Origin of the sequence: Embleya sp. NPDC127516 (genome assembly GCF_044765325.1) — a bacterium.
Classification (GTDB): Bacteria; Actinomycetota; Actinomycetes; order Streptomycetales; family Streptomycetaceae; genus Embleya.
On sequence record NZ_JBIWJT010000004.1, the window covers coordinates 424,271 to 449,873 of the forward strand.

25 protein-coding genes are annotated in these 25,603 nt (G+C 72.4%); 14 read left to right on the forward strand and 11 right to left on the reverse strand.

Going from position 1 to position 25,603, the window contains the following annotated elements; all coding sequences use genetic code 11:
• Positions 1–196: 196 nt before the first annotated feature.
• Positions 197–1,627 (forward strand): amidase, encoded by a 1,431-nt coding sequence (locus ACIRL2_RS09830; protein WP_402231344.1) that lies wholly within the window; start codon positions 197–199, stop codon positions 1,625–1,627.
• 107 nt (positions 1,628–1,734) lie between these two features.
• Complete coding sequence (locus ACIRL2_RS09835) at positions 1,735–2,262, forward strand: nucleotidyltransferase domain-containing protein (RefSeq protein ID WP_395858957.1); 528 nt, start codon at positions 1,735–1,737, stop codon at positions 2,260–2,262.
• Positions 2,263–2,628: 366 nt separating this feature from the next.
• Here the strand turns inward: ACIRL2_RS09835 and ACIRL2_RS09840 are convergent, their stop codons facing one another.
• A complete protein-coding gene (locus ACIRL2_RS09840) occupies positions 2,629–3,387 on the reverse strand; it encodes a YqjF family protein (RefSeq protein WP_402231346.1) in 759 nt (252 codons plus the stop codon).
• Positions 3,388–3,514: 127 nt separating this feature from the next.
• Between ACIRL2_RS09840 and ACIRL2_RS09845 the strand changes: the two genes are divergently transcribed.
• A complete protein-coding gene (locus ACIRL2_RS09845; RefSeq protein ID WP_395858959.1) occupies positions 3,515–3,841 on the forward strand; it encodes a hypothetical protein in 327 nt (108 codons plus the stop codon).
• Here ACIRL2_RS09845 and ACIRL2_RS09850 read toward each other — a convergent pair.
• A complete protein-coding gene (locus ACIRL2_RS09850) occupies positions 3,805–4,857 on the reverse strand; it encodes an ArsR/SmtB family transcription factor (RefSeq protein ID WP_395858960.1) in 1,053 nt (350 codons plus the stop codon). The genes ACIRL2_RS09845 and ACIRL2_RS09850 overlap by 37 nt on opposite strands.
• A 59-nt stretch (positions 4,858–4,916) precedes the next feature.
• Here ACIRL2_RS09850 and ACIRL2_RS09855 point away from each other — a divergent pair, with 59 nt between their 5' ends.
• From ACIRL2_RS09855 to ACIRL2_RS09875, 5 genes are all read left to right on the forward strand, one after another.
• Positions 4,917–6,098, forward strand: a complete 1,182-nt coding sequence (locus tag ACIRL2_RS09855; RefSeq protein ID WP_395858961.1) for an MFS transporter — start codon at positions 4,917–4,919, stop codon at positions 6,096–6,098.
• Between the two features lie 108 nt (positions 6,099–6,206).
• Positions 6,207–8,309: an NAD-dependent DNA ligase LigA gene (gene ligA, locus ACIRL2_RS09860; protein ID WP_402231348.1), complete on the forward strand. Its 2,103-nt coding sequence runs from the start codon at positions 6,207–6,209 to the stop codon at positions 8,307–8,309.
• Positions 8,310–8,518: 209 nt separating this feature from the next.
• Positions 8,519–9,619 (forward strand): hypothetical protein, encoded by a 1,101-nt coding sequence (locus ACIRL2_RS09865; RefSeq protein WP_402231350.1) that lies wholly within the window; start codon positions 8,519–8,521, stop codon positions 9,617–9,619.
• Positions 9,620–10,054: 435 nt separating this feature from the next.
• Positions 10,055–10,363, forward strand: a complete 309-nt coding sequence (locus ACIRL2_RS09870) for a hypothetical protein (RefSeq protein WP_402231351.1) — start codon at positions 10,055–10,057, stop codon at positions 10,361–10,363.
• Positions 10,364–10,658: 295 nt separating this feature from the next.
• Entirely contained in the window at positions 10,659–11,459 is an 801-nt protein-coding gene (locus tag ACIRL2_RS09875) for a putative protein N(5)-glutamine methyltransferase (RefSeq protein ID WP_402231352.1), read from the forward strand.
• A gap of 27 nt (positions 11,460–11,486) precedes the next feature.
• Here ACIRL2_RS09875 and ACIRL2_RS09880 read toward each other — a convergent pair whose 3' ends face one another.
• The gene (locus tag ACIRL2_RS09880) at positions 11,487–12,095 is read right to left on the reverse strand and encodes a MarR family winged helix-turn-helix transcriptional regulator (protein WP_402231354.1); all 609 of its coding nucleotides are present in this window, start codon (positions 12,093–12,095) and stop codon (positions 11,487–11,489) included.
• A 127-nt stretch (positions 12,096–12,222) separates the two neighbouring features.
• On the opposite strand from ACIRL2_RS09880, the gene ACIRL2_RS09885 reads away from it, so the two are divergent.
• Positions 12,223–12,768 (forward strand): YceI family protein, encoded by a 546-nt coding sequence (locus tag ACIRL2_RS09885; protein WP_395858967.1) that lies wholly within the window; start codon positions 12,223–12,225, stop codon positions 12,766–12,768.
• Positions 12,769–13,042: 274 nt separating this feature from the next.
• Here the strand turns inward: ACIRL2_RS09885 and ACIRL2_RS09890 are convergent, their stop codons facing one another.
• Together ACIRL2_RS09890 and ACIRL2_RS09895 are read right to left on the reverse strand one after the other, a co-directional pair.
• The gene (locus tag ACIRL2_RS09890; RefSeq protein ID WP_402231356.1) at positions 13,043–14,266 is read right to left on the reverse strand and encodes an MFS transporter; all 1,224 of its coding nucleotides are present in this window, start codon (positions 14,264–14,266) and stop codon (positions 13,043–13,045) included.
• A 74-nt stretch (positions 14,267–14,340) separates the two neighbouring features.
• Positions 14,341–14,973 (reverse strand): HAD family hydrolase, encoded by a 633-nt coding sequence (locus tag ACIRL2_RS09895; protein WP_402231358.1) that lies wholly within the window; start codon positions 14,971–14,973, stop codon positions 14,341–14,343.
• A gap of 61 nt (positions 14,974–15,034) precedes the next feature.
• Here ACIRL2_RS09895 and ACIRL2_RS09900 point away from each other — a divergent pair, with 61 nt between their 5' ends.
• The 5 genes from ACIRL2_RS09900 (at position 15,035) to ACIRL2_RS09920 (ending at position 18,150) form a co-directional block, all read left to right on the forward strand.
• On the forward strand, positions 15,035–15,793 hold the full coding sequence (locus ACIRL2_RS09900; protein ID WP_395858970.1) for a DeoR/GlpR family DNA-binding transcription regulator: 759 nt from the start codon (positions 15,035–15,037) through the stop codon (positions 15,791–15,793).
• A 122-nt stretch (positions 15,794–15,915) separates the two neighbouring features.
• A complete protein-coding gene (locus ACIRL2_RS09905) occupies positions 15,916–16,335 on the forward strand; it encodes a YybH family protein (protein WP_395858971.1) in 420 nt (139 codons plus the stop codon).
• A 178-nt stretch (positions 16,336–16,513) separates the two neighbouring features.
• Entirely contained in the window at positions 16,514–17,296 is a 783-nt protein-coding gene (locus ACIRL2_RS09910; RefSeq protein WP_402231360.1) for an aminoglycoside adenylyltransferase family protein, read from the forward strand.
• Positions 17,297–17,354: 58 nt separating this feature from the next.
• Entirely contained in the window at positions 17,355–17,756 is a 402-nt protein-coding gene (locus ACIRL2_RS09915) for a VOC family protein (protein ID WP_331771055.1), read from the forward strand.
• Positions 17,757–17,907: 151 nt separating this feature from the next.
• Positions 17,908–18,150 (forward strand): hypothetical protein, encoded by a 243-nt coding sequence (locus ACIRL2_RS09920; RefSeq protein ID WP_402231362.1) that lies wholly within the window; start codon positions 17,908–17,910, stop codon positions 18,148–18,150.
• A gap of 75 nt (positions 18,151–18,225) precedes the next feature.
• Here ACIRL2_RS09920 and ACIRL2_RS09925 read toward each other — a convergent pair whose 3' ends face one another.
• The 6 genes from ACIRL2_RS09925 to ACIRL2_RS09950 all read right to left on the reverse strand — a co-directional run bounded on the left by ACIRL2_RS09925 (position 18,226) and on the right by ACIRL2_RS09950 (position 25,565).
• A complete protein-coding gene (locus ACIRL2_RS09925) occupies positions 18,226–18,864 on the reverse strand; it encodes a hypothetical protein (RefSeq protein ID WP_395858974.1) in 639 nt (212 codons plus the stop codon).
• 240 nt (positions 18,865–19,104) lie between these two features.
• Positions 19,105–20,091, reverse strand: coding sequence for an ECF transporter S component (locus ACIRL2_RS09930; protein ID WP_395858975.1), 987 nt, complete (start codon positions 20,089–20,091; stop codon positions 19,105–19,107).
• Positions 20,088–21,815 (reverse strand): ABC transporter ATP-binding protein, encoded by a 1,728-nt coding sequence (locus tag ACIRL2_RS09935; protein ID WP_402231365.1) that lies wholly within the window; start codon positions 21,813–21,815, stop codon positions 20,088–20,090. Before ACIRL2_RS09935 ends, ACIRL2_RS09930 begins: the two co-directional genes overlap by 4 nt.
• Positions 21,812–23,047, reverse strand: a complete 1,236-nt coding sequence (locus tag ACIRL2_RS09940; protein WP_395858977.1) for a CbiQ family ECF transporter T component — start codon at positions 23,045–23,047, stop codon at positions 21,812–21,814. The genes ACIRL2_RS09935 and ACIRL2_RS09940 overlap by 4 nt, the downstream gene beginning before the upstream one ends.
• Positions 23,044–24,072, reverse strand: a complete 1,029-nt coding sequence (locus tag ACIRL2_RS09945) for a hypothetical protein (protein ID WP_402231366.1) — start codon at positions 24,070–24,072, stop codon at positions 23,044–23,046. Before ACIRL2_RS09945 ends, ACIRL2_RS09940 begins: the two co-directional genes overlap by 4 nt.
• Positions 24,069–25,565, reverse strand: a complete 1,497-nt coding sequence (locus ACIRL2_RS09950) for a prenyltransferase/squalene oxidase repeat-containing protein (protein ID WP_395858980.1) — start codon at positions 25,563–25,565, stop codon at positions 24,069–24,071. The genes ACIRL2_RS09945 and ACIRL2_RS09950 overlap by 4 nt, the downstream gene beginning before the upstream one ends.
• Positions 25,566–25,603 lie beyond the last annotated feature (38 nt).

Below are 25,603 nucleotides of genomic sequence, written 5' to 3' on the forward strand. Positions count from 1 at the left end.
GCGCGCTCGTGCACGGTCCGGTCGACTCGTTCGCGACCACGCGCCGCCGATTCGCGGTCGGCGCGTCGCCCGTTCGCGGCCGGCCGCGCGCGACGCTCGTTCGTGCCGGCGACTTTATCCGATGCGCTCGTATCGATTCCCGGGCTACAGTTCCGATGCAAGTGCATCGGAACGTGGACGGAAAGGAGTGCGCACCATGCGGGAGGCCCTGTGGAGGATGTCCGCCGCCGCGTTGGCGGCGGCGGTGCGTGATGGGGAGGTCTCGGCCATCGAGGTGGTGGACAGCCATCTGGAGCGCATCGCCGAGGTGAATCCGCAGGTGAACGCGGTCACCCAGGTCATGGCCGAGCGCGCCCGAGAGGCCGCGGCGCGCACGGACCGCCGGCGGGCCGCCGGTGCGACGCCGGGTCCGCTGGCGGGCGTGCCGTTCACGGTCAAGGAGACCACCGCCGTCGAGGGTGTGCCGACCACATTCGGCGTGCCGCGCTTTCGCGACCTGGTGGCGCCGTCCGACGCGCCGCCGGTGGCCCGGCTGCGTGCGGCCGGCGCCATCCCGATCGGACACGCCAACATTCCGACGCTGATCCTGGCCGGGATGCACACGCGCAGCGAGTTGTTCGGCGACACGGTCAACCCCTGGGATCGCGACCGCACGCCGGGCGGCACCAGCGGCGGCGACGCGGTGGCGGTGGCCACCGGCATGGCCGCGCTCGGACTCGGCAACGACTCGGGCGGGTCGCTGCGGGTGCCTGCCCAGTTCTGCGGCGTGGCCGCGCTCAAGCCGTCCACCGGCCGATTCGCCGCGGACCATCGCGCGTTCGGCCCGGACGACCCGGGCCCGGCGTCTCAACTGCTGGTCACCGACGGCCCGCTCGCGCGCACCGTGGGCGATCTGCGGCTGGTGCACGAGGTGCTGGTCGGGGCCGATCCGCGCGATCCGCGGGCGATGCCGGTGCCGGCGTACGGCGAACCGCTCCCCGGTCCCATCAAGGTCGCGGTGGTGAGCGATCCGGGCGGGCACGGGGTGCATCCGACGGTGCGCGCGGCCGTGGAGACCGCCGCCGTCGCGCTGCGCGACGCCGGGTACGACGTACGCGAAGTGGCGGATGTGCCGAGGCTGGACGAGGCATTGGAGGCGTACGGCCGGATCACCGTGACCGAGTTCGCGCCGACCTGGCCGATGGTGCGCACGCTGCTCGGCGAGGGCGGCGATCGGTATATCGCGATGGCGATGGAGCAGACCCCGCCGGTCGGCGCGGACGAGTTGGTGCGGCTGAGCGGAACCTGGCTGAACATCCGCCGCTCGTGGGCCGAATTCCTGGACGAGTACCCGCTGTTGCTCGGCCCCTCGTTCACCGAGCCGCCGGTCGAACCGGGACTGGAGTCGCGCGATCGGGCCGGGCGGGACCGGGTCGCCTCGGGGATGCGGCTGTGTACGGCAACCAGCTTCGTGGGCGTGCCCGGCGTGGCCGTGCCGACCGGGGTGGTCGACGGGCTCCCGACCGGCGTGCAGATCGTCGGGCGCGCGTTTCGGGAGGACCTGTGCCTGCTCGCCGCACAGGCGATCGAGGACCGGCTCGGGGTCCTGGCCCCGATCGATCCGCGCGGGCCGGCCGGGGGGCGATGAGGCCGCTGTTCGACTCGGGGTCGGCCTAGGGTCGTTTTCGGTCACGGGTGGATGACGTCGTGGGCGGACCGTGCCGGCGCCGGGGGCGGGAGCCCTACGGTAAACCTATGACTGTGTCGTCGGATGCCGACCGGCAACTCGCACTGATCGTCGAAATCCAGGACCTGGCCCGGGAGTTGGGTATAGAGGTCTGGTTGCGTGGCGGATGGGCGATGGACTTCTTCCTGGGCCGGATAACCCGGGAGCACGCGGACGTGGACTGGTTCGCGTGGGCCCAGGACGCCCCGGCTCTCACCGCCGCGTTCTCCGCGCGTGGATTCGTTCGCCTGCCTCGTGCTCCCGCCGAGCAACAACTCGATTACACGACGGGGGCCGTGGAGTTGGGATTCGCCTTCCTGGCCCGCGATCCCGACGGTCACGTGATCGTGGCCGGCGGACCGTGGGCGGGCTCCCGGTGGCCGGAGGGAATGCTGGACGGCCCGCCGGGCAAGTTGGCCGGGCTGTCCTGTCCGATCATCTCGCCCGAGGCGCAAATAGAGATAAAGCTGATGACGCCCACGTGGATGCCGCATCGTCCGCGTCGGGCCAAGGACATCGAGGACGTGGACCGACTGCGGAAGGGGATGGCCGGGTAGTCCGCGCCCGGGTCGTCGCGACCGTGGTGGGGCGCGACGAGTTCGTGGCGTGGGACGCCGGGTTCGTGGGGTGGGGGCGGTGGGGCGGCCGACGTGGGGTCGGCGGCTCGGAGGCGACCGACGTGGGGTCGGTGCCTCGGGGGATCGATCGTATGAGCGATCCGTTCGCGTTGTTCGTCCGCACTCCGGCGTGTCCCGGCCAGAGTGGAGTGTCGAGGTGGGGTGTGACCGTGTGGCCGGTGGTGCCGACCGTGTGCGGGGGTCGATGCCGGGCCCGGGGTCACCGGCGTCCGAGGTGACCGGCAGCCGACCGGCGGTGATCGCGATCGTGCGCGCCGCCGGTCGTCGGCCGGTCCCGGGAGCGTCTCAGCCGGGCTGCCCACGGGGTTCGTCGTCGACCGGGAGGGGTGGGCCGAAGCGGACCGGGACGCCGGGTGAGTAGAGCACGCTGTCCGGCTTGCCGCCGACCTGCGGCAGGCCGGCGGCCGCGACCAGGTCGTCGTCGAGATGCAGCAACTCGGCGCGGTGGAGCGGCCATCGCGGGTGTGCGTTGGGCAGGTAGAGGGTGCGTCCGGCGACTCGGGTGTGCAGGCCCCAGCGGGCGGTGACGAAGTGTTCGAGCGGGCTGGGGTCGCTCACCGGTGCGCCGACCCGGACCTCGACCGTGCCGCCTCTCGGCGCGCCCTCCGGGCGATGTCGCCGGGTCGTGTAGCGCACCCGGTCCCCGGTGTGGTCGATCCGCATCCGGGCCCATCGGTAGGGCAGGCGCAGGGTGGCCCTGGCGGTCAGGACCGGCACCAGGCGGGCGGCCTCCAGCGAGCGGAACACGACGCCGCGCCGGCCGGCCCTGTCCACCGAGTACAGCCGCACGTTGGTCTCCGGGAAGGTGCCCAGCCACGGCACGCCCGGCAGCCGCAGGAAGCCGACGCCCACCATGCGAAACGGTACGAGGCCGACATAGGTCACGCCGTCCAGGACATCCGGCCGGGTTCCCTCCGGAAGCAGCGGGGCGACCGCCTCGGGCGGCACGGCCCAGTGCACGAAGGTGAGTTCGCTCCAGCGCTGGGTGAGCAGCACGTGCGGGATGCCGCGCGGCGACAACGGCGTGACGGGTTCGGTCCTCATCCGGTCATGGTGGCCCATCCGGTACGGCCCCGCGCGCCATCGCGCGGGCGGCGGTCCGCGGTTCGGGCCTCGCCTCGGCGGGAAGGTCGTCGTAGGCTTCGGTTCAGTCGAGCCGGGGGACGACGCGATGCGGCAGCAGTGGCCCGAGGGACCCGAGGCCGACCCGGTGGCGGCGCGGGAGCGGTACGACCGGGACATGCGGGCGTCGCGCGGTGCGTTGCGCGAGGTCTTCCGCGCCGACACGCGCGACGCGCACTTCGGCCTGGGCCTGGTACTCGTGGCCGGTGTGGTCGCGGCCTTCCTCGGTGGCCTCGTCGTCGGGGCCCTGGTGGTCGCCGCCTTCGCCACGCTGTTCGTGCTGACGCTGACGGTGATGCTCGTCCGAGGCATCCGGGGAGCGGAGGCGGGGCGCCGGGCCTATCGCTTCACCTTCGGCTGGTCACAGTGGTTCTGAAGCGCGCTCTCGGTCGGTGTCTGGGCGGTGATCAGGGACTCGCCCGCCGGTGAGCGGTAGTACAGGACGGAGCGGCCGGAGCGGCGGCGGAGGATGAGGTGGGCGTCCAGGAGGACTTTGAGGTGGCGGCCCACGGAGCCCAGGCCCTGGCCGGTGAGCGCGACCAGTTGGGTGGTGCTCTTGGGGGTGTCCAGGCGGATCAGCACGCCGGCGCGGGCCGGGCCGAGCAGGCGGGCCAGCGAGTCGGGGACGGCGCTGTGGTGGGGATCGGCCAGCGTGCCCGAGCAGGGGTAGATCACCGCGTAGTGGCGGGCCTCCGCCCAGGCCACCCAGCCGCGCCCGGCGGTGACCGGCACGAACGACAGGCGGGCGCCGCCGAGTTCGCGGGGCGGGTAGTCGTACGCGTTGATGCGCAACCGGCTCGCGCCCAGCCAGCGCATGCCCGGGCGCAGCTCGTCCAGGGCCGCCGCCCAGCCGCCTCGGCTCAGTTGGCCGGTACGCGCGACGATGTCGGCCTCGATGATCCGTCGCCGGCGTGGCCAGTCCGGCCGGACCACCCGGGCCCAGACCCAGTCCAGGATGTCCGCGGCGCGTTCGGCGAGGTCGGATCGGTGCAGGGCGGCGGGTAGCGGGCCGCCCATCGACACCTCCAGGTCCGCCCGGGCCGCGGCGCCGGACGTGCCGCGGATCCCGGCCAGTTCCGCGGCGAAGGCCGATCCCGCGGCGAGGGCGGGTTGCGCGACGAAGGCCCGCTCCCCCGCACACGGGGGCGGCGGCGTGAGGAAGTCCGCGTTCCAGGTGCCGCCGAAGCCGATCCGCAACAACGATGCCGTGATCGGGTCCCCGGCCAGCCGGGCGCGATAGGCGGGCAGGTGCGCGTTCAGCCAGACCCGCTCGCCCGGATGCGCGGCCGACCCCCGTTCCAGGGTCTTCAGCGTCGCGGTGACCTCGGCCAGTGGCGACACCGTGAAGCGGCTGCCCGCGAGGGTGTCCGCGTCGACCTGCCACCACCCCATGGTTTCGCCTCCCGGCGAAACACTAACGTCCGCCGCCCGTCGGGCCGGAGGCTCTCGCCATGCGCACCTATCGAGAGTTGTTCGAAGCGCCGGAGTACACCCCGCTGTTCGCCGTCTCCTCCGCGCACGTCGCGGCCACGACGGTGAGCGCACTGGCCCTGGGCACGCTCGTCTACGACCGGACCGGCTCGCCGTTGCTGGCCGCGCTGGGGATGTTCGGCGGCTCGCTCGCGCAGGTGATCGGGGCGACGACGCTGATGTCGGCGGCGGACCGGTTGCCGCCGCGGGCCGCGATGACGGTGATCGGACTGATCTTCGCGTCGGGCACCGCCGCACTGGCGATCCCCGAGCTGCCGCTGTGGGCGGTGTTCGTCATCGTGTTGGCCGAGGGCGCGGTGGCCGCGGTGGGCGGCGGCGTGCGCTACGGCCTGCTCAACGAGATCCTGCCCAGGGACGGGTTTCTGCTTGGGCGATCGGTGCTCAACATGAGCAACGGGACGCTTCAGATCGTCGGCTTCTCGCTCGGCGCGGTCCTGGTCGGCGCGCTGACCGCGCGCGGCACGCTCGTGGTGGCCGCCGGGTTGTACCTGCTCGCCGCCGTGGTGGCCCGGTTCGGCCTGGCCCGGCGACCGCCGCGCGCGGCCGGACGGCCGTCGCCGGCCGAGACCTGGCGCAACAACACGCTGCTGTGGTCGGTCAAGCCGCGCCGGTACGTGTATCTCGCCCTGTGGGTGCCCAACGGCCTGATCGTCGGCTGCGAGTCGTTGTTCATCCCGCTCGCGCCCGACCACGCGGGCCTGCTGTTCGCGTTCGCGGCGCTGGGGATGCTCGCCGGGGACGTGCTGGGCGGTCGCTTCGTCCCGGGACCGTGGCGGCGCCGGCTCGGGCCGCCGATGTTGCTGCTGCTGGCCACGCCGTACCTGCTGTTCGCGGCGCACCCGCCGCTTCCGCTCGCGGCGGCCGTGGTCGCGCTCGCGTCGATCGGGTATTCGGCGAGCCTGCTGTTCCAGGAACGCCTGATGGCGATGACGCCGGACGAGTTGAGCGGGCAGGCGTTGGGACTGCACTCGTCGGGGATGGTCGCGATGCAGGGGATCGGCGCCTCGATCGCGGGCGGGATCGCCCAGGTGACGTCGCCGACCACGGCGATCACCGTGCTGGCCGGCGCGTCGATCACGGTCACGCTGACGTTGGCGGCGGGGCTGCGGGCGCACCCCTGGCCGGTGGTCCAGGGGGCGTGAGGGGCGCGGGTGAGGCGGTCGGCGGTCCGGCGCGGGCGCCGGCCGGACGGCCGGGTTTCGCAACCGCGCCATCCGGCCGATGTCGGTCCGGTTCGAGAGTATGTGCGCATGACCGACACCCCGGCGCCGGCCGCCGTTCTCGCCGACTTCGACGCGTATGCCCAGGCCGTCGAGGCCGTGACCGCCGCCGCGCGGGCCTACTACGGCGGCGCCGAGTCCACCGTCGACGACGACACGTACGACAGCCTGCTGCGCGGGATCGGCGTGTACGAGCGCGAGCACCCCGACCGGGTGCTCGCCGAGTCGCCGGTGGGCAAGGTCGCGGCGGGCGCGCTGTCCGGCGGCGACGTGCCGCACACGGTGCCGATGCTCAGCCTGGACAACGTGTTCGATCCCGAGGGCCTGACCGCGTGGGCCGCCTCGCTGGAGCGACGGATCAAGCGGCGGGTCGCGGCGCTGACGGTGGAGCCGAAGATGGACGGCCTCGCGGTCGCGGTGCGCTACCGCGAGGGTCGGCTGGAGCGGCTGGTCACGCGTGGCGACGGCGTCGCCGGGGAGGACGTCTCGCACGCGATCGGCACCGTCGTCGGCCTGCCGGATCGGCTGACCGAGCCGGTCTCGATCGAGGTGCGCGGCGAGGTCCTGCTCACCGCGGAGCAGTTCGAGGCGGCCAACGAGATCCGCCGGGAACACGGCGCGACGGTGTTCGCCAACCCGCGCGGCGGCGCGGCCGGCACGCTGCGCGCCAAGGACCGGCCATACGTGATCCCGATGACCTTCTTCGGCTACGTCGCACTGCCGCTCGCCGACGACGAGAGCGCGTTCGCCGAGGAGTTGCGCACCGCCGACCACTCCGCGGTGATGGCCCGGGTCGAGGCGCTCGGCGTGCTCACCACCGGGCGGACCTCGGCGCGGCTGCGGGTGTGCGCGAGCGTCGAGGAGGTGCAGGCCGCCGTCGACGAGATCGCCGGGGCGCGCGCCGACCTGCCGTTCGGCATCGACGGCGTGGTGATCAAGGCCGACAGCGCGCAGGACCAGGCCGACGCGGGCAATGGATCGCGCGCGCCGCGCTGGGCGATCGCGTACAAACTCGCCGCCGTGCACAAGATCACCCGGCTCGTCGGCGTGGACTGGGCGGTCGGTCGGACCGGGGTGATCGCGCCGCGCGCGATCCTGGACCCGATCGAGATCGACGGCAGCATCGTCGGCTTCGCCACGCTGCACAACCCGGCCGACATCGAACGACGCGGGCTGATGATCGGCGACCAGGTCAGTGTCTACAAGGCGGGCGACATCATCCCCCGGGTGGAGGCCCCGCTGGTGCACGTGCGCACCGGGGACGAGACGCCGATCGAATTCCCCACCGCCTGCCCGCAGTGCGCCGGCGAGTTGGACACCTCGCAGCAGCGCTGGCGGTGCGCGCAGGGCCGCGCGTGCGGTCTCCAGGCCGGGATCCTGTACGCGGTGGGCCGCGACCAGCTCGACATCGAGGGCATCGGCGGCCGGATCGTCGGGCAACTCGTCGCCTCCGGCGCGGTCGTCGACATGGCCGACCTGTTCACCCTGACCCGCGAACAGTTCCTGGCGCTGGACCGGGTGGACAAGATCGCCGACAAGCTGCTGGCCGGCATCGAGGAGGCTCGGGTCAAGCCGCTCAGCCGGGTGTTGTGCGCGCTGGGCGTGCGGCAGACCGGGCGGTCGATGTCGCGGCGGATCGCTCGGCACTTCGGCACGATGGACGCGATCCGGGCGGCGGACGTGGAGACGATGGCACAGGTCGAGGGGATCGGTCCCGGCAAGGCGGCGGTGATCGTCGCCGAGCTGGCCGAACTGGCCGACGTGATCGACAAGTTGGTCGCCGCCGGGGTGAACATGACCGAGCCCGGTGGGCGACCGGTCGCGGCCGAGAGCTCGACCGAGGCCGAGCAGGGCGGCGCGGTGGGCCCGATCGAGGCGGGCCCGCTCACCGGGAAATCGGTCGTGGTGACGGGTTCGATGACCGGGGCGCTGGCGGCGCTGTCCCGGAACGAGATGAACGAACTGATCGAGCGCGCCGGCGGCACCGCGTCCTCCGGCGTGTCCGCCAAGACCTCCCTGGTCGTCGCGGGGGACAAGGCGGGCTCCAAGCGGGCCAAGGCGGAAAAGCTCGGCGTCGAGATCATCACCCCGGAGCAATTCGCCGAACTGGTAGGGGCGTTGCTGCCGGCGTGAGCGCCGCGCCCGTGCCCCCGTCGGGGCACGGGCATGGGGACGATCCATAGCAGATCCACATTCGTCCTGCGGTGGAAACGGGCGATATCGCTGTGCCGCGCCCCTGACGCCGGCATCGTCGCGTTCGGGAGCCGGTGGTGGCCGGGAAGGTCTGCGGTACGCGGAAACCCCTTGGCCGCACCACCCTTCGACGACGAATGGAGTCCCCCATGGTCGAGGCACATCCCCCGCGAATACCACTGCCGTTCGCCCTCGACCGCAATCCGCACGCGCCCGACGCGGAATGCGGGCTGTTCGACTGGGCCCGACGGCACCACCTGCTCGACGGCCCGGGCATCGAGAAGCGACTGGTCGGAGCACGACTCACCGATCTCGCCGCCTATACCCACCCCGACGCCGCTCCGGAACTGCTGTGCCTGTACGCGCAGTTCATCGCATGGCAGTTCCTCGCCCACGACCGCTACGCCGAATCCGAGGAGCACACCGCGCCCACGGAGGAGCACCTGATCGATCAGATCGAATCGGTGTACCGCACCGGGCGGGCCGAACCCGGCGCCGGCGCGATGGCGCACGCCCTGGCGGACATCCTGGAGCGGGTGTATCCGGCCATGAGCACGAAGTGGCGCGAGCAATTCGTCGTCGAGGGCGTGGAAACGCTGCACCGGGTGGCGCGCCGGTCGGCGAACACGTCCCATCCGGCGACCCGGGAACTCTCCTGCGGCGTGGACGCCTACATCCGGTATCGACGGGTCGCCAGCGGGCAGTTCCCATGCCTGCTGCTCGACGAGTACCTCGCGGGCGGCGAACTCCCGGCGGCGATTCGGGACGGCGCCGCCTACGACGACGTCCGCAACGCCCAAGCGGACGTGGTCTCTTGGACCGGCGACTACTACGCATCCCGGGACGGCGTCGGCACCGACCCGCCCGCCGACCTGGTCGGCGTGCTGGCCTACGTCGAGCACGTCGGCCGCGAGCACGCGGAGGCGGCGGTGGCCGCGCGGATCCAGGATCGGGTGGCCGACTTCATGGCCGCGCGGCGCGCCCTGCAGGGCGGGCGCGGCGCGGCGGCGGCCGACCCGAGGACCGAACTGGTGCTGGGGCGTTGCGTGTCCGCGATGCACCATCGCATGGCCGGCACGGAGGCCTGGGCCTGGGAGAACATCCGGTGCGTCGACCGCCGCCAGGGCTCCGGGCGCGGCCGGGCGACCGGCGGCGGGCTGCACGTCCCGGAGTACGTCGCAAACCTCCTCGATTCACGCGGTCGCCCCCGGGGCTGGGACGGCGGCGCGGCAGGACACCGGTGGCCCTAGGGCGGTGCCACCGGCGCGGCGCGGCGAGGGGCGCGGGCTGTACGGCGCGGCGGTCGGCGTTCCGGCGGTCCTGGGCCTTTTGCCGGCTCGGTGGATGAGCGAACACCTGGGGATCACCGCGGTGTTCACGCTCTCGACGGCGTGCGCGCTCGGCGCGTTCGGCACCGCGATCGTGCTGCCGAACGAACCGACCGGCGGCCTCGACGAACCGGGGCGGCGTGTTGGCCGGCCTGTGTACCGGTGTGCTCGCCCGGCCGGCGGTGGTCTTCGCTGCCTGCACGTTCGCGGCGGGCGTGATCCGCACGTTCCTGCCGCCGGCGGTGTCCTCGGATCGGCTTTCCTTGGTTCACGCTCGCGCTGTCGACGCAATCCGGGACCACACCGGCGGCCCGTTGGTGAGCCGGGTGGTTCGGTGATCGGCACCGGCACGCCCGGTTGTTCGCGCCGTCGATCGCGGCGACCGCGCTGGGTAGCGGGCTGTTGGCCCGCCCGGACGAGCCGGTCACCGTGCTGATCGGCGCGGCGTTTTTCGGGACCGGTTTCGGCACCGCCCGGAACGTGACCCAGTCGCTGATGTTCGAGCGGGTCGCACCACACGAGTTCGGCCGGGTCAGCGCGCTGTGGAATCTCGCGTTCGACGCGGGCATGGGCATCGGCGCGGTCGGGTTCGGTGCGCTGATCGGCGGTGCGGGCTACCCGGCGGGCTTTCCGGGCACCGCCGCGCTCGTCCTGGCCGGCCTCTGATCCTGGTCGCCGTGGACCGGCGCGCTGCGGGTGCGGATACGCGACCCTCGCGTACGGCGCGCCCTCCGGCGTGAACCGCGGGAACAGGCGCGGGTGACGCGACCCCGGCGTGCGGCGGGGTTCGCGTCCGGTAGTGTGGCCGCCGCGCCCAACCGTGGGCAAACCGGATCCGAGTTTCGAGGAGGTGGCACCGATTACCGCTGTATCAGGTCGGGTGCTCTCCTTCCACGACCGTGCGGTCCACCTGGCATAGGTGAGTCCACGAGAGCACCCTTCGGCATCCCGAAAGGCTCTCATGTCGGTTTCCGCGTCACCGTGGCCCACATCCGTGATCGTCACCAGACTTCGTACCGCCGGTTGCGTATTCGCCGAGGACGAGGCCGAACTGTTGGTCTCCGCGGCGGCCTCGCCGGCCGAACTGGCGGTCATGGTGGATCGCCGCGTCGCCGGCCTTCCGCTCGAACACGTACTCGGCTGGGCCCAGTTCCGGGGTCTGCGGATCGTCGTCGACCCCGGGGTCTTCGTCCCGCGCAGGCGTACCGAGTTCCTGGTGGACCAGGCCGTCACGCTGGCCCGTCCCGGCGCCGTGGTGGTCGACCTGTGCTGTGGCTCGGGCGCGCTGGGCGCGGCCCTGGTGGCGGCGGTGGACAAAGTCGAGGTGTACGCCGCCGACATCGACCCGGCGGCGGTGCGGTGTGCTCGGCGCAACATCGCCGCCGACCGGGTCTTCGAGGGCGACCTCTTCGCACCGCTGCCGGCGACGCTGCGCGGGCGGATCGACGTCCTGGTCGCGAACACGCCCTACGTACCGACCGATGAGTTGCAACTGCTGCCCTCGGAGGCCCGGATCCACGAGCCCCGGGTGGCGCTGGACGGCGGCACGGACGGCCTGGACGTGCAGCGCCGGGTCACCGCGGCGGCCCCGGACTGGCTCGCCCCGGGCGGCCGGTTGCTGGTCGAGACGAGCGAAAGGCAGGCCCCGCAGGCCGTCGAGGTCTTCCGTCGCGCGGGCCTGATCCCGCGGGTCGTGGAGTCCGAGGAGTGGTACGCCACGGTCGTGATCGGCACCCGGCCCACCGGCCGGAACGAGGTCTAGGCGAGGACGGGCGGAGCGGCGGGCCGCCTAACGGCCGGCTCCGCCTTCTCCCGCACACGCGGTCCCGTCGAGTCCATCGAGTGGACAGTCCATCCCGGTATCGATCTCCTCCGTCTTCGTCCCGTCCGCGTCCTCGTCGTCGGCGCCCGCGCCCGCGGCCGCGGCCCGCACGCTCGCGCAGACCACGCCCAGGCCGTCCTGGATGGCCCGGCCGATCTCGGCCAGCGCGGCCACCTGGGTCGGCGTCAGCACGTCGAACAGGTGTTGTCGCACCGTCGCGGCATGGGTCGGCTCGGCGGCGCCGAGGGCGGTCAGGCCCGCGTCGGTCAGGCGCGCGACCCAGCCGCGCCGATCCCCCTCGACCGGGCGGCGGGAGACCCATCCCGACTTCTCCAGGGCGGTCACCGCGTGCGAGACCCGGCTGGTCGACGACAACGACGCCGCGGCCAACTCGCTCATCCGCAGGCTCCGATTCGGCGACTCCGCGAGCAGGCCCAGGATCTCGAAATACGTCATCGGCATGCCTGCCTCGCGGCGCATCCGCCGGTCCAGATGGGCCGCGAGTTCCCTGGTCCCGGTGAAGTACGAGCGCCAGATCTCGTGCTCCGAGGCGGTCAGCCGATCGTCGTCGTTCATGGAAACAGCATAGATCTTGTTGAAGACTCAACTTGTGGGTGTTATGTTTCTGAGCGTTCAACTAAACCGCCGCGGCCTGTGGCGGCCGATCGACGCATCCCGTCGCAGTGCACCATAAGGAGCTCCCATGACCACCTCCGTCGAGACCGTTCCCGGCTACATCGCGGGCACCTGGGCCATCGACCCGGTCCACTCGGACGTCTCGTTCTCCGTACGCCACCTGGGCGTGGCCAAGGTGCGCGGGCGCTTCGACACCTTCGAGGGCTCGATCGTCACCGCCGAGAACCCGCTCGAGTCGTCGGTCACCGCCACCATCGAGACCGCCTCGGTCAACAGCAACAACAAGATGCGGGACGACCACATCCGCAACGAGGACTTCCTCAACACCGACGAGTTCCCGAGCCTGACCTTCGTGTCCACCGGTATCCGCGCCGAGTCCTCCGTGGTCTACCAGGTCGACGGCGACCTCACGCTGCGCGGCGTGACCAAGCAGGTCACCCTCGAACTCGAGGTCAACGGCTTCGGTACCGGCTTCGACGGCAGCCCGGTCGCGGGCTTCACCGCCACCACCGAGATCAGCCGCGGCGACTTCGGCGTCACCGGCGGCCCCGCGGGCGCGGCCGTGGGCGACAAGATCACCATCGTCCTGGAGATCGAGGCCAAGCAGGCGTGACACCCGCGCGCCGACCGGCCGCCACCCCGGACGTGTCCCGCGCCGCGGCGAGATCCGGTTCCGGTCCGCCGACCTCCGACCCGGTCGGACGTCGGCGGACCGTTGCACCCGACGGTACGTACGACGTCGGCACCACGCGACGCCTCGGTGACTCGGCGGATGTGCCGGACCCGGCGGGCCCGCGTACGCCGGGCAACCCCGCCCGGTAACCCCTCCCTCGGCGGCCCCCCTCGGTGGCTTCGCGCCGCGCCCGCTCGGCGACCCCGCTCGGCGCTCAGCCGCGACCGGCGCCGACCGGCCGCCCGATCCGGGCGCAGCCCACCGCGGCCACCAGGCACAGCACCGACAGGGCTCCCAGCAACAGCGGAATGGAGCCCGCCGAGGACGTGACCTCGAAGACCCCGCCGAGCAGCGGCGGGAAGGCGATGCCGCCGATCATCGAGGCCGCGATCATCCATGCGGCGGCGCTCGCCGAGCCCGGAACCCGGGCGGCGAGCCAGGCCAGGCCGGTCGGGAAGATCGGGGCGATGGCGAGTCCGACACCCAGATAGGCGTACGGCGCCAACACCGGGACGGCCGCGAGGAAGAGGAAGCCGGTCATCGCGGCGCACCCGGCCAACACGACGGCCTGCGGACTCAACCGCAGACTGATCGGCGCGACCAGGAACCGGCCGACGGTCATCGCGAGCCAGAACCCGGCGGTCGCACCGGCCGCGGTCGAGGTGGAATGGCCCAGCGCCTCCAGATGGGTGGGCTCCCAACCGCCGACGCCGGTCTCGATCCCGACGTGCAGGATGTACACACCGACGAAGGCCGCGACGAGCAGCGCCGTCGTACCCGGCGCGAGTCCGGAGCGCGGGACGCTGCTCCCGGTGCCGACCGGGGTGTCGCGCACCGCGAGCAGCGGTGGCACGAGCAGCACGCACACCACGCCGCAGCCGACGAACACCGCCGGATAGCGGCCGGCGCCGAGTGCGCCGAGCAGGACCGGTCCGGCGATCGCGCCGAGGCCGAAGTGCGCGTTGAGGATGTTGAGCATGGCCGGTCCGCGGCGACCGAATCCGGCCGCGACCATGACGTTGAGCCCGTAGTCGATGCCACCGAACCCGAGCCCCAGCACGAACACCGCGGCCAGGGCGAGCGGCCAACTCCCGGCGAGGCCGAAGCCGACCGCGCCCGCCGCCATCGACAGGCAGGACACGGCGAGGAGTTGGCGATCCGGACGGCGGCGGCGCAACGCCGCGCCGCCGAGTACGCCCAGCAGCGCGCCGGCGAAGTGCGCGCTGAGCGCGAGGCCGGCTCCGGCGGGGCCGAGGTCGAACTCGTCGCGCAGCGCCGGGATGGCCGGTCCGTACAGCGCCTGGAGCGCGCCGATCAGCACGAAGGCCACACAGGCCGCGATCGCCGCGCCGGGTGGGAACGCCGGGGCGTCGTCGGGTGGACCGACGGCCGGCGCGGGTGCCGCCGGGCCCGGCGCCGGGGCGTCCTCGGCGCGCACGGGCCCGATCGTGGCCGCGCCCGGGGGCTCCTGTCGTCCGGGTCTGTCGCCGGGCCCGCCGTCGCGCCCGGCGTTCACCGGATCGATCCCGCGAATCGGGTTCCGGCGAGCGCGGCACGGAGCGTGGGAGTGTCGGTGAACAGCACCGATTCGATTCCCAACTTCCGGGCCGCTTCCAGGTTTTCCGCGCGGTCGTCGACGAAGAGAAGTTGGCCGGGGTGCGCGTCCAGCCGCTCGCACAGGTGCCGGTAGATGCGCGGGTCGGGCTTGGCCAGGCCCAGGTCTGCGCTGAACACCCGGTGCCGGAACAGCGCCGCCCAGGGCTGCTCTTCGATCCGCCGGGCCATCTCGGCCGGGGCGTTGGAGAGCAGCGCCAGGGCGATGCCCCGGTTGGTAGGTTCGCCCAACTCGGCCAGCAGGTCCAGGGTTTCCTGATTCAGGTGCATCCACGCGTCGAGGTCCGCGGCCACCAGGAGGTCCACCAGTTCCGGATCCGGAGCGGGCCGCTCCAGGCCCGCGCACACCCCGCGCCAGAACCCGGCGGCGTCGATGACGCCGGCGTCGTAGGCCGCCCGGTCCGGCCAGTAGGCGGGCCACAACCGCCCCTGGGTGACCCCGAGCGCTCCGGCCATCGCCTCCCCCGCGTGGTCCGGCGGCGGCGTACAGATGACCCCGCCGAAGTCGAAGACGATCCACTCCGTGCGCATGAGAGCTCCTCGATCGAGTCGTCGATTGACTTTCGAACATACAACACGTTTGATTGAACACATGGAAGGTGCGGAGCGGCAACTTTCGCTCATCGAGAGAATGCGTACGACGGAACGTGTCACCGTGGCCGAGCTGGCCGAGGAGACCGGTTGCTCGGAGATGACCATCCGGCGCGACCTCGACCAGCTCGCCGAACAGGGGGTCCTGCGGCGGGTCCGGGGCGGCGCGGTCAGCCTCGTGCTGCGCGGCGAGGTGCTGCCCTTCGGTGTGCGCGAGCACGAGGCGCCGGAGAGCAAACGTCGGATCGCCGCCGAGTTCGATTCCCTGGTCACCGACGGCGAATCGCTGATCCTGGACGGCGGCACCACGAGCCTGGCCATCGCGCGCGTGCTGGCCCGACGCCGGGTCACCGTGGTCCCGCTCGACCTGCACTCGGCCCACCTGCTCGGGAACGCGCCCGACGTGCGCCTGCTGGTCCCCGGCGGCCAGACCACGCCGGGCGCCCTGACGCTCGGCGGCCACCTCACCGAGACCTCGCTGCGCACACTGCGGGTGGACACCGCCGTGCTGGGCGTCTGCGGGCTGTCCGTCACTCACGGGCTGACCGCCAACGACCTCACCGAGGTGCCGGTCAAGCAGGCCGCCATCGCCTCGGCGCAGCGCGTCGTCGCGGTCTGCGCCGGAAGCAAGTTCGGTCGCACCGGCCTGGGTCACGTGTGCCCGGCCACCGACCTCGACATCGTGATCACCGACGCGAGCGCGCCGGCCGACGCGGTGTCGGGGCTGCGCGAGCTGGGCGTGGACGTACGGGTGGTGTGACGGTCCCAGGGGCCGTTCCGGGGCTCCGACCAGGGTGGTTGACTTCAAGTTTGCTTGAAGTTCCATACTCCTTCCCGAAGGGCACGCCGCCCTTGCGACACCAGCCACTTGGGAGAGTTCACATGAGCACCGAATCGTCCGACCTCGTCGCCATCCGTCGTCTCGTCGCGGACGCAGTGCAGCTTCAGAACGACATCGAGGGGCTCATGGCGCTGCACACCGCCGAGGTGAACATCGTCAATTTCGGCGGGCGCCGCGTGTCCGGCCGGGACGCGCTGACCGCGGCGATGCGGCAGGCGTTGGCCTCGCCCCTGGCGGATGTGACCACCACCGCCGAGATCCAGGACGTGCACTTCGTCCGCGCGGACGTGGCGATCGTGGCCTGCCTCAAGCAGGTCTTCGACGGACGGCCGAACGTCGGCGCGGAGGATTCGGCCACGCCCGCCCTGCCCGCGACCTCCGGCCAACTCACCTACGTGCTGGTCAAGGAGGACGACGACTGGCGGATCGCCTCGGCCCAGACCACCCCGATCCTGGGCTGATCCCGACGGTGCGGGCCCTGCCGACTCGTGCGCGACTCGGCAGGGCCCACCCGCGCCTCGGCCACGTCGGCCGAAACCGGTTGGTGCCCGGGAGGCCGACTTCCTACCATGCGATGCAGGCGAAGGGGCCCGGCCGCCTGCCGGCGGCCCGCGTCCGAAGGGGACGGAGAGCACACGGGTGGCACCGACCGATGACGTCGTTCGCGTCGTTCGCGACACACTCGACACGAACGACGTCATCGGCATGTACCTGCACGGTTCCGCCGTGCTCGGCGGCCTGCGCCCGCACAGTGATGTGGACGTGCTGGTCGTCGTGCGACACGGCACCACGACGACACAGCGTCGGGCACTGGTCGAGGCGACCTTGCAGATCTCCGGCGAGCGCGCCCGATCCGGGCCCGCGCGGCCGGTGGAGTTGACCGTCGTCGTGCAATCCGAGGTCAGGCCGTGGCGCTACCCGCCGCGCTGCGAATTCCAGTACGGCGAGTGGCTGCGCGAGGAGTACGAGCGTGGCGAGACACCGGCGCCGACACCGAGCCCGGATCTCGCGCCGCTGATCACGATGGCGCTGCTGGGCCGGGCGCCGCTGCTCGGGCCGCCACCGGACGAGGTGCTCGACCCGGTCCCGCGCGCCGACCTGAATCGGGCGATCGTGGCGGGTGTACCGGAGTTGCTCCGGGAGTGGGCGACCGACACCCGCAACGTACTGCTGACCCTGGCCCGGATCCGAGCGACGCTCGCGACCGGGGTGATCACCTCGAAGGACGTCGCCGCCGACTGGGTGCTCGCACGCCTCCCGGCCGAGTACCGACCCGTGCTCGCCCGGGCACGGGCCGGCTATCTCGGCGCCGAGCGCGAGGATTGGCAGGACCTGCTGCCTCGGGTGCGGGCGCTGACCGAGTACATGGCTGCCGCGATCGAGCGCTCGGCGGGCGAACCGGGGTACACCGGCGCGCAGTAGGCTCGGGCCATCTCGCTCGAACGGGTGGGGGGCACGGCGGCCACGAAGGGCGGAACACGTGTCGAAGGCGAGCTTCTCCGGCGTCCACCATGTCGCACTGAACGTACGCGACCTGGACGCGTCGGTCCGGTGGTATTCCGAGGTCCTGGACTTCGCACCGCTGATCCCGTGGGACACCGACGACTTCGAGCGGCGGATCATGCGTCACCCGAGCGGCGTCGTCGTCGCCTTGACCCGGCACCGGCACCCGGAGGCGGGCGCCGAGTTCGAGGAGCACGTGACCGGACTCGACCACCTGGCCCTGACGGTGGACTCCCGGGCAGAACTGGACGCGTGGGAGGCCCGGTTGACCGAAGCCGGTGTCATCCACTCCGGGGTCCGGGTCACCCCGAGGACCGGGTTCACCCTGATCGCGTTCCGGGACCCCGACAGCATCCAACTGGAGCTGTACCTCGCATAGTGCCGGACGGTCGCCGCACGCGATCGCCCCCGACCCCGTGCCGGCCGGCAACTCCCCCCACATACCCGGAAGTTGTTCCGAAAGGATCTTGACGGCACTTCGGTCGACCTGAAGCATGAGCGTTCGTACATGATCGACGAACGGGGGAAGCATGTCGAAGTTGACACGTCGCGTGGCGGGTCTGGCGCTCGCCGCGACGGCGTCGGTGGGAATGGTTACGGCGGCGGCCGGTTCGGCGCAGGCCGCGGGCGGCAGTTACATCGCCACGTACCGGTATCTGTCCGAGTGCCAGAACACGGGCGCGATGTACGTGCACTATGCCGGCGCAAGCACCTACCACTGCACCGGCAACGGCGCGGTCGGGTTCTCGCTGTATGTGGAGTACTGGGCCTGACCCGGCCAGGTACCGCCTCTCGACGAGGGGCGGTATCTCGGCGGTTGGGCCCCCGGCGGGGACGGGGTGCGGCCGTCAGCCGGCCGTGGCGGCCAGGCGGCCGGGGGCGGCGGATCGGCGGCGGCACAGGTACGCGATGGTCACCGCGGCGAGTAGCGGGCCCCACAGCACGAGTGGCGCGTAGGACATGTAGTAGTAGGCGGATTCCCAACCGCCGGCCCGCGACGGGAAGTCGTCCGGAAGCGGATCGCCGTTCAGCTTGGTCCGCGTCACCTCCGTGACGACTCCGATCGCCGTCCACATCAGGGTGAGGACGGTCGCCCCGATCGCTGCGGGCACCGCGGCCGCGGCCGTCGGCACCCGGCGTCCGCGCAGGACCGGAACCCAGCGTGGGAACACCTCGCCCCAGCGGGCGATCAGGCCGATCGCCGTGAACGCGAGGAGTTCGGACAGGACGGACAGCAGCACGACGTAGCCGTCCATGGCCCAGTCCGGCAACATCCCCCCGCGCTTGTCGTCACCGAAGATCACCCCGAGGCGCCAGATGCTCGACGGCAGGACGACCAGGGGCACGGCGTACGCGGCCCGACGCGCCCACGTCGGCACCCCCGGGACGGGCTCGTGGGCGGCCCGCCAGGCGCGCCGCAGCCGACCGGCGGACGTTCGTGCGGCCTTCGAATCCGAGTGCGCGACCTGCGATTGCGCCTGGTGCATCGGTGTTCCTCCCGTTGACGGACCGATCGGTCCCTGCGCTACGAACCTCCCAGAGGTCGGCGTGGGCGCGGATCGCTCGACGGTCGGAACCGGGCTACGCGCCAGGGCTGATCGGTCCCCCCTCGCGGGTACGCCGCCGGTCGCCCGGGCAGGGCGTCCCGGGTCCGATGACAAGGCGTCGGGTACGCCCGAGGTCGCGGGGGTGCGGTCGGGCCTGCCGGCGCGATGAACGAGGACGGATCAACGGTTTCGGTCACGAGTGCGACTGTGGGCGGTGCCGTCTCCCTTCGGCGGTGCCTTTCCCTCCGCGGCGGCCGTGCCGGCCGTAGTGCCCGCCGTGCCCGCCGTGCCCGCAACTTCCGCGGTGCCCGCCCTCGGGCGGTCGCTGTCCGCCCGGGCGGGTTCGAAGACGATCGGCGCCTCGAACGCCGCTTTGCGGGACGCGCGGCGCAGCGCGGCCAGCACTGCCGGACCCACCAGCACGATCGCCACGCAGTTGGTGATCGCGCGCCCGGTGTCCCAGCCGAAGGTGGACGTGAGCATGGTGAACACGAAGAATCTGTGCAGGTTGTCCAGGATGCCGTCGCCGGGTACGAACGCGGGGCCCACCATGCTCTCCGAATCGGCCAGGAACGGCCAGAACCACATGTTCATCAGGAAGCCGAAGGCATACGCGGAGAACACCCCGTAGCCGGCCAACATCACGATCTCGCGCCTGCCGCGGACGCGTTGCGGCAGCAGCCCCGCGCCGAGGCCCACCCATGCCGAGGCGAGCATCTGAAAGGGCAACCAGGGCCCGACCCCGGCGGTCAACAGGGCCGAGGCGAACAAGGACGTACACCCGAGCACGAAGCCGAAACCCGGCCCGAACACCCGCCCGGCCAGCACGAGCATGAAGAACACCGTCTCGATGCCCGCGGTGCCGGCCCCCAGCGGACGCAGGGCCGCGTTGATCGCGGACAGCACGCCGAGCATGGCCAGCGCCTTGGAGTCGAGACCGCCGCTGGTCATCTCGGCCAGCACCACCGCGACCACGAACGGCAGGGTGACCGCGAAGATCAGCGGCGCGTCGCCCGAGTGCGCGGCCGATTCCGGCGAGGGCGAGGCGAACAACGGCCACAGGAACATCGCCAGGCCCGCGATCGAGGCGATGGTGAGCACGATCGCGGTGCGCGGGGTGATCCGGATGGCGTTGCCGCGCTTGGTCGGGGTCGGTGCGATCGTCATCCGGTCGTCTCCCGGTCTTGGGCACGGCCGCGAACGTCGCGTGGCGCGGGCACGGACTCCGGCGGGACGAGCCGCGAACGGTCGGCCGCGTCGGCTTCGGCTTCGGCTTCGGCTTCGGCTTCGGCAAGGGCGTCGCCGACCGTGGCGACGGTCAGCCACTCCGCGGGCGCGAGGATCTTGGCCACCTGTGGCGCGAACGCCGGCGAGGACACCACGACCTCGGCGGTCGGGCCGTCCGCGACGATGTCGCCCTCGGCCATCACCACCACACGGTCGGCGACCTGGGCGACGAATTCGACGTCGTGTGTGGCGAGTACGATCGCCCGTCCGGCGTCCGCGAGTTCGCGCACGACGCGGACGAACCGCCGCTTCGCGTGGTAGTCGAGCCCTCGGGTGGGCTCGTCCAGCAGCACGACCCTTGGTGCGGCGACGAGTTGGATGGCCAGGACGAGCGCGAGGCGCTGCCCCTCGGAGACGTCGCGCGGGTGCAGGGCCCCGTCGATGTCGGGCGCGATGCGGTCCAACAACGCCCGGCACGCGCCGGCCTCGGCATCGGATTCCCGGTCGGCCTCGGCGCATTCCGCGTCGACGGTCTCCAGGTAGAGCAGATCGCCGGGGGTTTGCGGGACCAGGCCGACCAGTGCGCGGGCGCGCTGCGGGGCGGCTTTGCCCGGATCCTCACCCGCGACGTCCACCGTGCCACCCTGGCGGGGTCCGGAGCCCTGAAGGGCCCACAGCAGCGAGGACTTGCCGGAGCCGTTGCGGCCCATCAACGCGGTCACCTGCCCGGGAGGCAGATCCAGGTCCAGGCCGCGAACCGCGATCACGTCGCCGTAGCGCACGATGATCCGACGCGCCGTCAGCAACGACGCCGACGGGCCGGCGGGCGAACCCGGCTGCGGCGGCGTCCGGCCGACCAGGCGTGCGCGCAGCGGCGCGGCCAGGCGGCGGGCGTCGCGCACCGACAACGGCAGGGGTGACCAACCGGCGAGCCGACCGAGTTCGACCACCGGTGGGGCGATGTCGCAGGTCTGAAGGATCTCGGCGGGCGGGCCGTCGCGGACGGTGCGGTCGCCGGGCAGGTGCACGAGTCGGTCGGCGTACTGCACCACACGTTCCATGCGGTGCTCGGCGACGATCGCGGTGATGCCCAGGTCGTGGACCAGCCGGGTGATCGCGGCGAGTACGTCCTCGGCGGCGGTCGGGTCCAGCGCGGAGGTGGGCTCGTCCAGGACCAGTACGCGCGGGTGCGCGGTGAGCACCGAGCCGATCGCGACGCGTTGCTGTTGGCCACCGGAGAGGGTGCGCAGCGGGCGATGGCGCAGTTCGGCGATGCCCAGCAGGTCCAGGGTCTCCTCGACGCGCTTGCGCATGACCGGCGAGGGGATGGCCAACTGCTCCATTCCGTAAGCGAGTTCCTCCTCGACCGTGTCGGTGACGAAGCCCGCGAGGGGGTCCTGACCGACCACGCCGACCAGGTGCGCGAACTCGCGCGGTGGCCGGGAGCGGGTGTCGATTCCGTCGACGAGCACGCTGCCGCGCAGGGTGCCGCCGGTGAAGTGTGGGACCAGACCGTTGATCGCGCCCAGGAGGGTGGACTTGCCGGCGCCGGTGCGACCGACGACCAGGCACAACTCCCCTTCGGGAATGCTCAGTTCGACGTCGCGCAGCGCAGGTTCCGGCGCGTCGGCGTAGGTGATGGTGACGTCGCGGAATTCGATCACCGGACGGACTTCTCCCTGATGGTGGTGCCGGCATCGGCCGGGCCCGGGGTCGGTGTGCCGGCCGTCGTATCCGGCCGGGGCACGGTGTCGCCGAGCCGGGGCACGGTGAGCGGGGGCGGCGGTGCCAGCCACGCGGGCAGCGCGCCCACGACCAGCGCGAGCGCCGGCAGCGGCGCCAATTCGGGCCACGCGAGCGGGCTCAGCGACGGATAGAGGTTCCCGGCGTCGATCCGGCTGGTCAGGTAGAGCAGCGCACCGGTGCCCAACCCGCACGCGGCGACCGCGAATTCGGCGAACCGCCAGCGATCCGGCAGGTAGACGCTGCGGTTGATCCGCCGGCCGGTGAGCACGAAGCCCATGCCGGCGACCACGATCCCGCCGGGCAGCATGGTCGCGCCCAGATAGCGCGGGGCGCTGCCGTCGAGCAGCGCGTACACCCCCACGCAGACGCCGAGCAGGCCCACCAGGGTCAGTACGCCGGTGAGCAGTCGGATGGCCCGAGGCAGGTGCCGGTTGCGGCCGTACCCGCGCGAGTCCATCGCGGCGGCCAGCGCGAGCGATCGGTCCAGCGCGTCCTGGAGCACCGGGATCGCGATCGAGCGCAGCGCCCGCATGCCCTTCTGCGCGCCGCCGCGCAGCCGGCGGGCCCGGCGTACCCGATGCACGCTCTCGATGAGTTGCGGTGCCACCGACAGCGCGACCACCACGGCCGCGCCCACCTCGTACAGCGCCGCGGGCACCGCCTTGAGCATGCGTTTCGGGCTCGCGAGTGCGTTCGCCGCGCCCAGGCACACGATCATCGTGGCCAGCCGCAGCCCGTCGTAGAACCCGCCCAGCACGTGCTCCAAGCCCACCGGGCCGAACAGGTGGATGCCCGCCGCCCACGCGGGCAACGGGATCTCCGGGAGGTCGACGAGCACATGGCCGCTCGCCGCCCCCGCACCGAAGATGATCCGGAACAACACGCGCATCACGATGATGAACAGGCCCAGGAACAGGTACATGCGAAAGGCCAGAGCCCACGGCGCGTCGCCGCGTCGGTTGGCGACGACGAACCCGGCCACGGCCAGGATCAGCGCCAGCAGCAGCGGATTGGTGGTGCGACTGGCGGCAGTGGCCAGGCCCAGGGCCCACAACCACCACGCGCCGGGATGCACGGTGCGCGGCAAACGCCCGCCGCCGCGCCGGAACGCGGCGGCGATCGGCGTTTGTTTCGGGTGGGGCACGGTCATCCCGATCCGTCCGCGCGTGTTCGCCGGCGCCAGGCGGTGAACCCGGCCGCCGCGCAGATGGCCACGAACAGGGCGATGCCGACGATGGTCATGGTCGGGATTCCGTCCTGCTTCTTCGTCGCCAACTCCTCGCCACCGGTCCACGTCTGACCTTGTGGCGTGACGCCCGAGGGCTGCGCGGACGGTGCGGCGGAACCGGGCTCACTCGCCGCCGCGGTCGGCTCCTCGCTCGTGGGCGCGGCGGGCGGCGGCTCGGATTCCATCGGGTTGCCGGACACGCCGGGCCCCGGGGCGAGCGGATCGCTCCCCGAGGTGCCGGCGCCGGTACCGGTCGTGGTCGAACCGTTGGACGTGGTCCCGGCGGACGTCGAACCGGTCCCGCCGGCACTGGAGTTGCCGCCCGGGGCGGTCGACGTCGTGCGGTTGGCGCCGTTGCCCTGCGGCGGTTGCGGGTTGTCGGTCCGGGGTGGCGGGTCCTGCGTCGCGGGTGCCGCCGGGCGCTTCGGTGCCACCCGGGGTGGCGGGTTGGTGGTCTCGGTCTTGTTCTTGGAGAACGACCAGCCCTCGAAGCTGCCGAGCGGTGGCTTGCGGTTCATCACACCCCACTGGCTGTACGTCCACGAACCGCCGTTGGACGAGTGCCAGTACGACCAGTACGCGGAGGCCGGCGGCGTGTCGATGCACGCCTCGGAGTTCGCGCCGGGCCTGCCCTCGACCCGGCAGATGAACGCCTCGCCCCAGCGGGCCACACCGGCGATCTCGATACCCGCGTTCTTCAGCGCGGCGTGACCGGTGGCCTGGTCACCTCGTGCGCAGCGCACGATGGTCGTGCCGCCCAGTTCCTGGAAGTCGATCACCACCGTCACACCGTTGGCGTCCGGGCAGTAGCCGGGGGTGCCCTTGGAGGTGTCGACCGCGTGCGCGGTCGGCGCGGCCACGGTGACCTGGGCGGTGGCGGGCAGCGCGAGCAGGGCCAGCGCGGTGACCACGCGGGCTGTTCGGCCGCCACTCCCACGGCGCCTCATGTGCGCTTTCCGTTCGTGCGCCGCGCGCCGGCACGCACGGCGAGGCCGGTGCCGACCAGTCCGAGGGAGAGCATGAGCAGTCCGCCGACCTGGGCGCCGGTTTTGGCGAGGCTTCCGCCGCCGCCCTTCGTGGTGCCCCCACCGCCCGAGCTGCTCGTGCCGCCCGACACCGAGCCGCCGGTGCCGGCGGTGGTGGTCGTCGCGGACGCGGTGATCGACGCGCTCGCGGTCTGGGTGAGCGAGGTGGTGGGTGTGCCGGACGTCGACGCGGACGGCGTTTGGGACCCGGTGTGAGTGGCCGAGCCGGTGGGCTTGGGGGTGCCGGAGTCGGTCGGCTTCGGCGAGGTCGAGGCGGTGCCGGTCGGCTCGGTGGGGGCCTTGCCGAGGTCACCCAGCGGGACATCGGCCAGCACGAGCAGGGCCTGCGGGGTCGCGCGGCGCCATTGGTCGCGCTGGAAGTCCGGAATACCCTCGGCCTGGGCCGAGGTGAGGGCCTCCGCGTTGTAGGCGATCGTGCCGATCTCCTTGTCGGCGGCGCCCGCGTTGTCCTTGGTGATCTGGTGCTTGACCACCCACGCGGCGGCCTTGTCCGCCTCGGCCCGGTAGCCGGCCGCGTGCAGGGCCTGGCCGGCCAGGCCGGTGCTGTTGGTGTTCGATGCCGCGGTGGGTCCGGAGCCGCCGAACGAACCGTCCTCGCGCTGCTCGGACTTCAGCCAGTCCACGCCCTTCTTCGCTGCGGCCGCGGCGCCGACCGACTTGCTCTCGGTCGCCGCCGAGAGCAGCGCCTGCACGGCCATGCCGGTCGAGTCCGGGTCCAGCACGGTGGTCGGGGTGTCCTGGCAGGTCGAGCCGGTGCTGCCCAACTGACCCGGATACAGCCGGAATCCGCCGCTGGGGCACTGCTGCTTGATCAGGAAGTCCACCGCGCTCTGCGGCACCCCGCCGCTGCGGGCCAGACCCAGCACGGCCAGCGACTGCCCGAACGCGTTGCTCGAGTCGGGACTGCCGGTGAGCTTGTCCCGGATCCGACCCGCGTCGTCGCCGGCGTCCGCCCCGGCGATCAGGTCCAGCGTCTCGGCGCGCATGTCCAGGCCGCCGAACCTGGTCGGATCGCGGTCGGCGATCACGGCGGCGAAGAGCACCTTCGCGGTGGCACCCGCAATCCGCGAGCCGGGCATGCCCCACTCCTCGGCGCTGTTGTACTTGCGGATGTTGGCGGCCACCGCGTCCGCGGCGGCCTTGACCGCGGCGGGCTGTGAGCGGGTGGCCGACAACGCCATCATCGTGTCGATGGTCAGGCCCCAGTCGGAGCCGGCGAACCCCGGTATGCCGCCGTCGACCAGTTCCCCGGCCTGCCATTTCGCCGCCGCGACGGCGTTGTCGGCGTGCGGGTTCGCGGCGTCTGCCGACGCGGAGAAGACGGGAGAGGCCGCGACCAGGACCGCGCCGCAGACCGCGACGGCGCCGGTGTTCCTCACGGTGAGCCAGGACATCGATGGGACCCTTCCGAGACCAACGCGTCCCGGGAGCC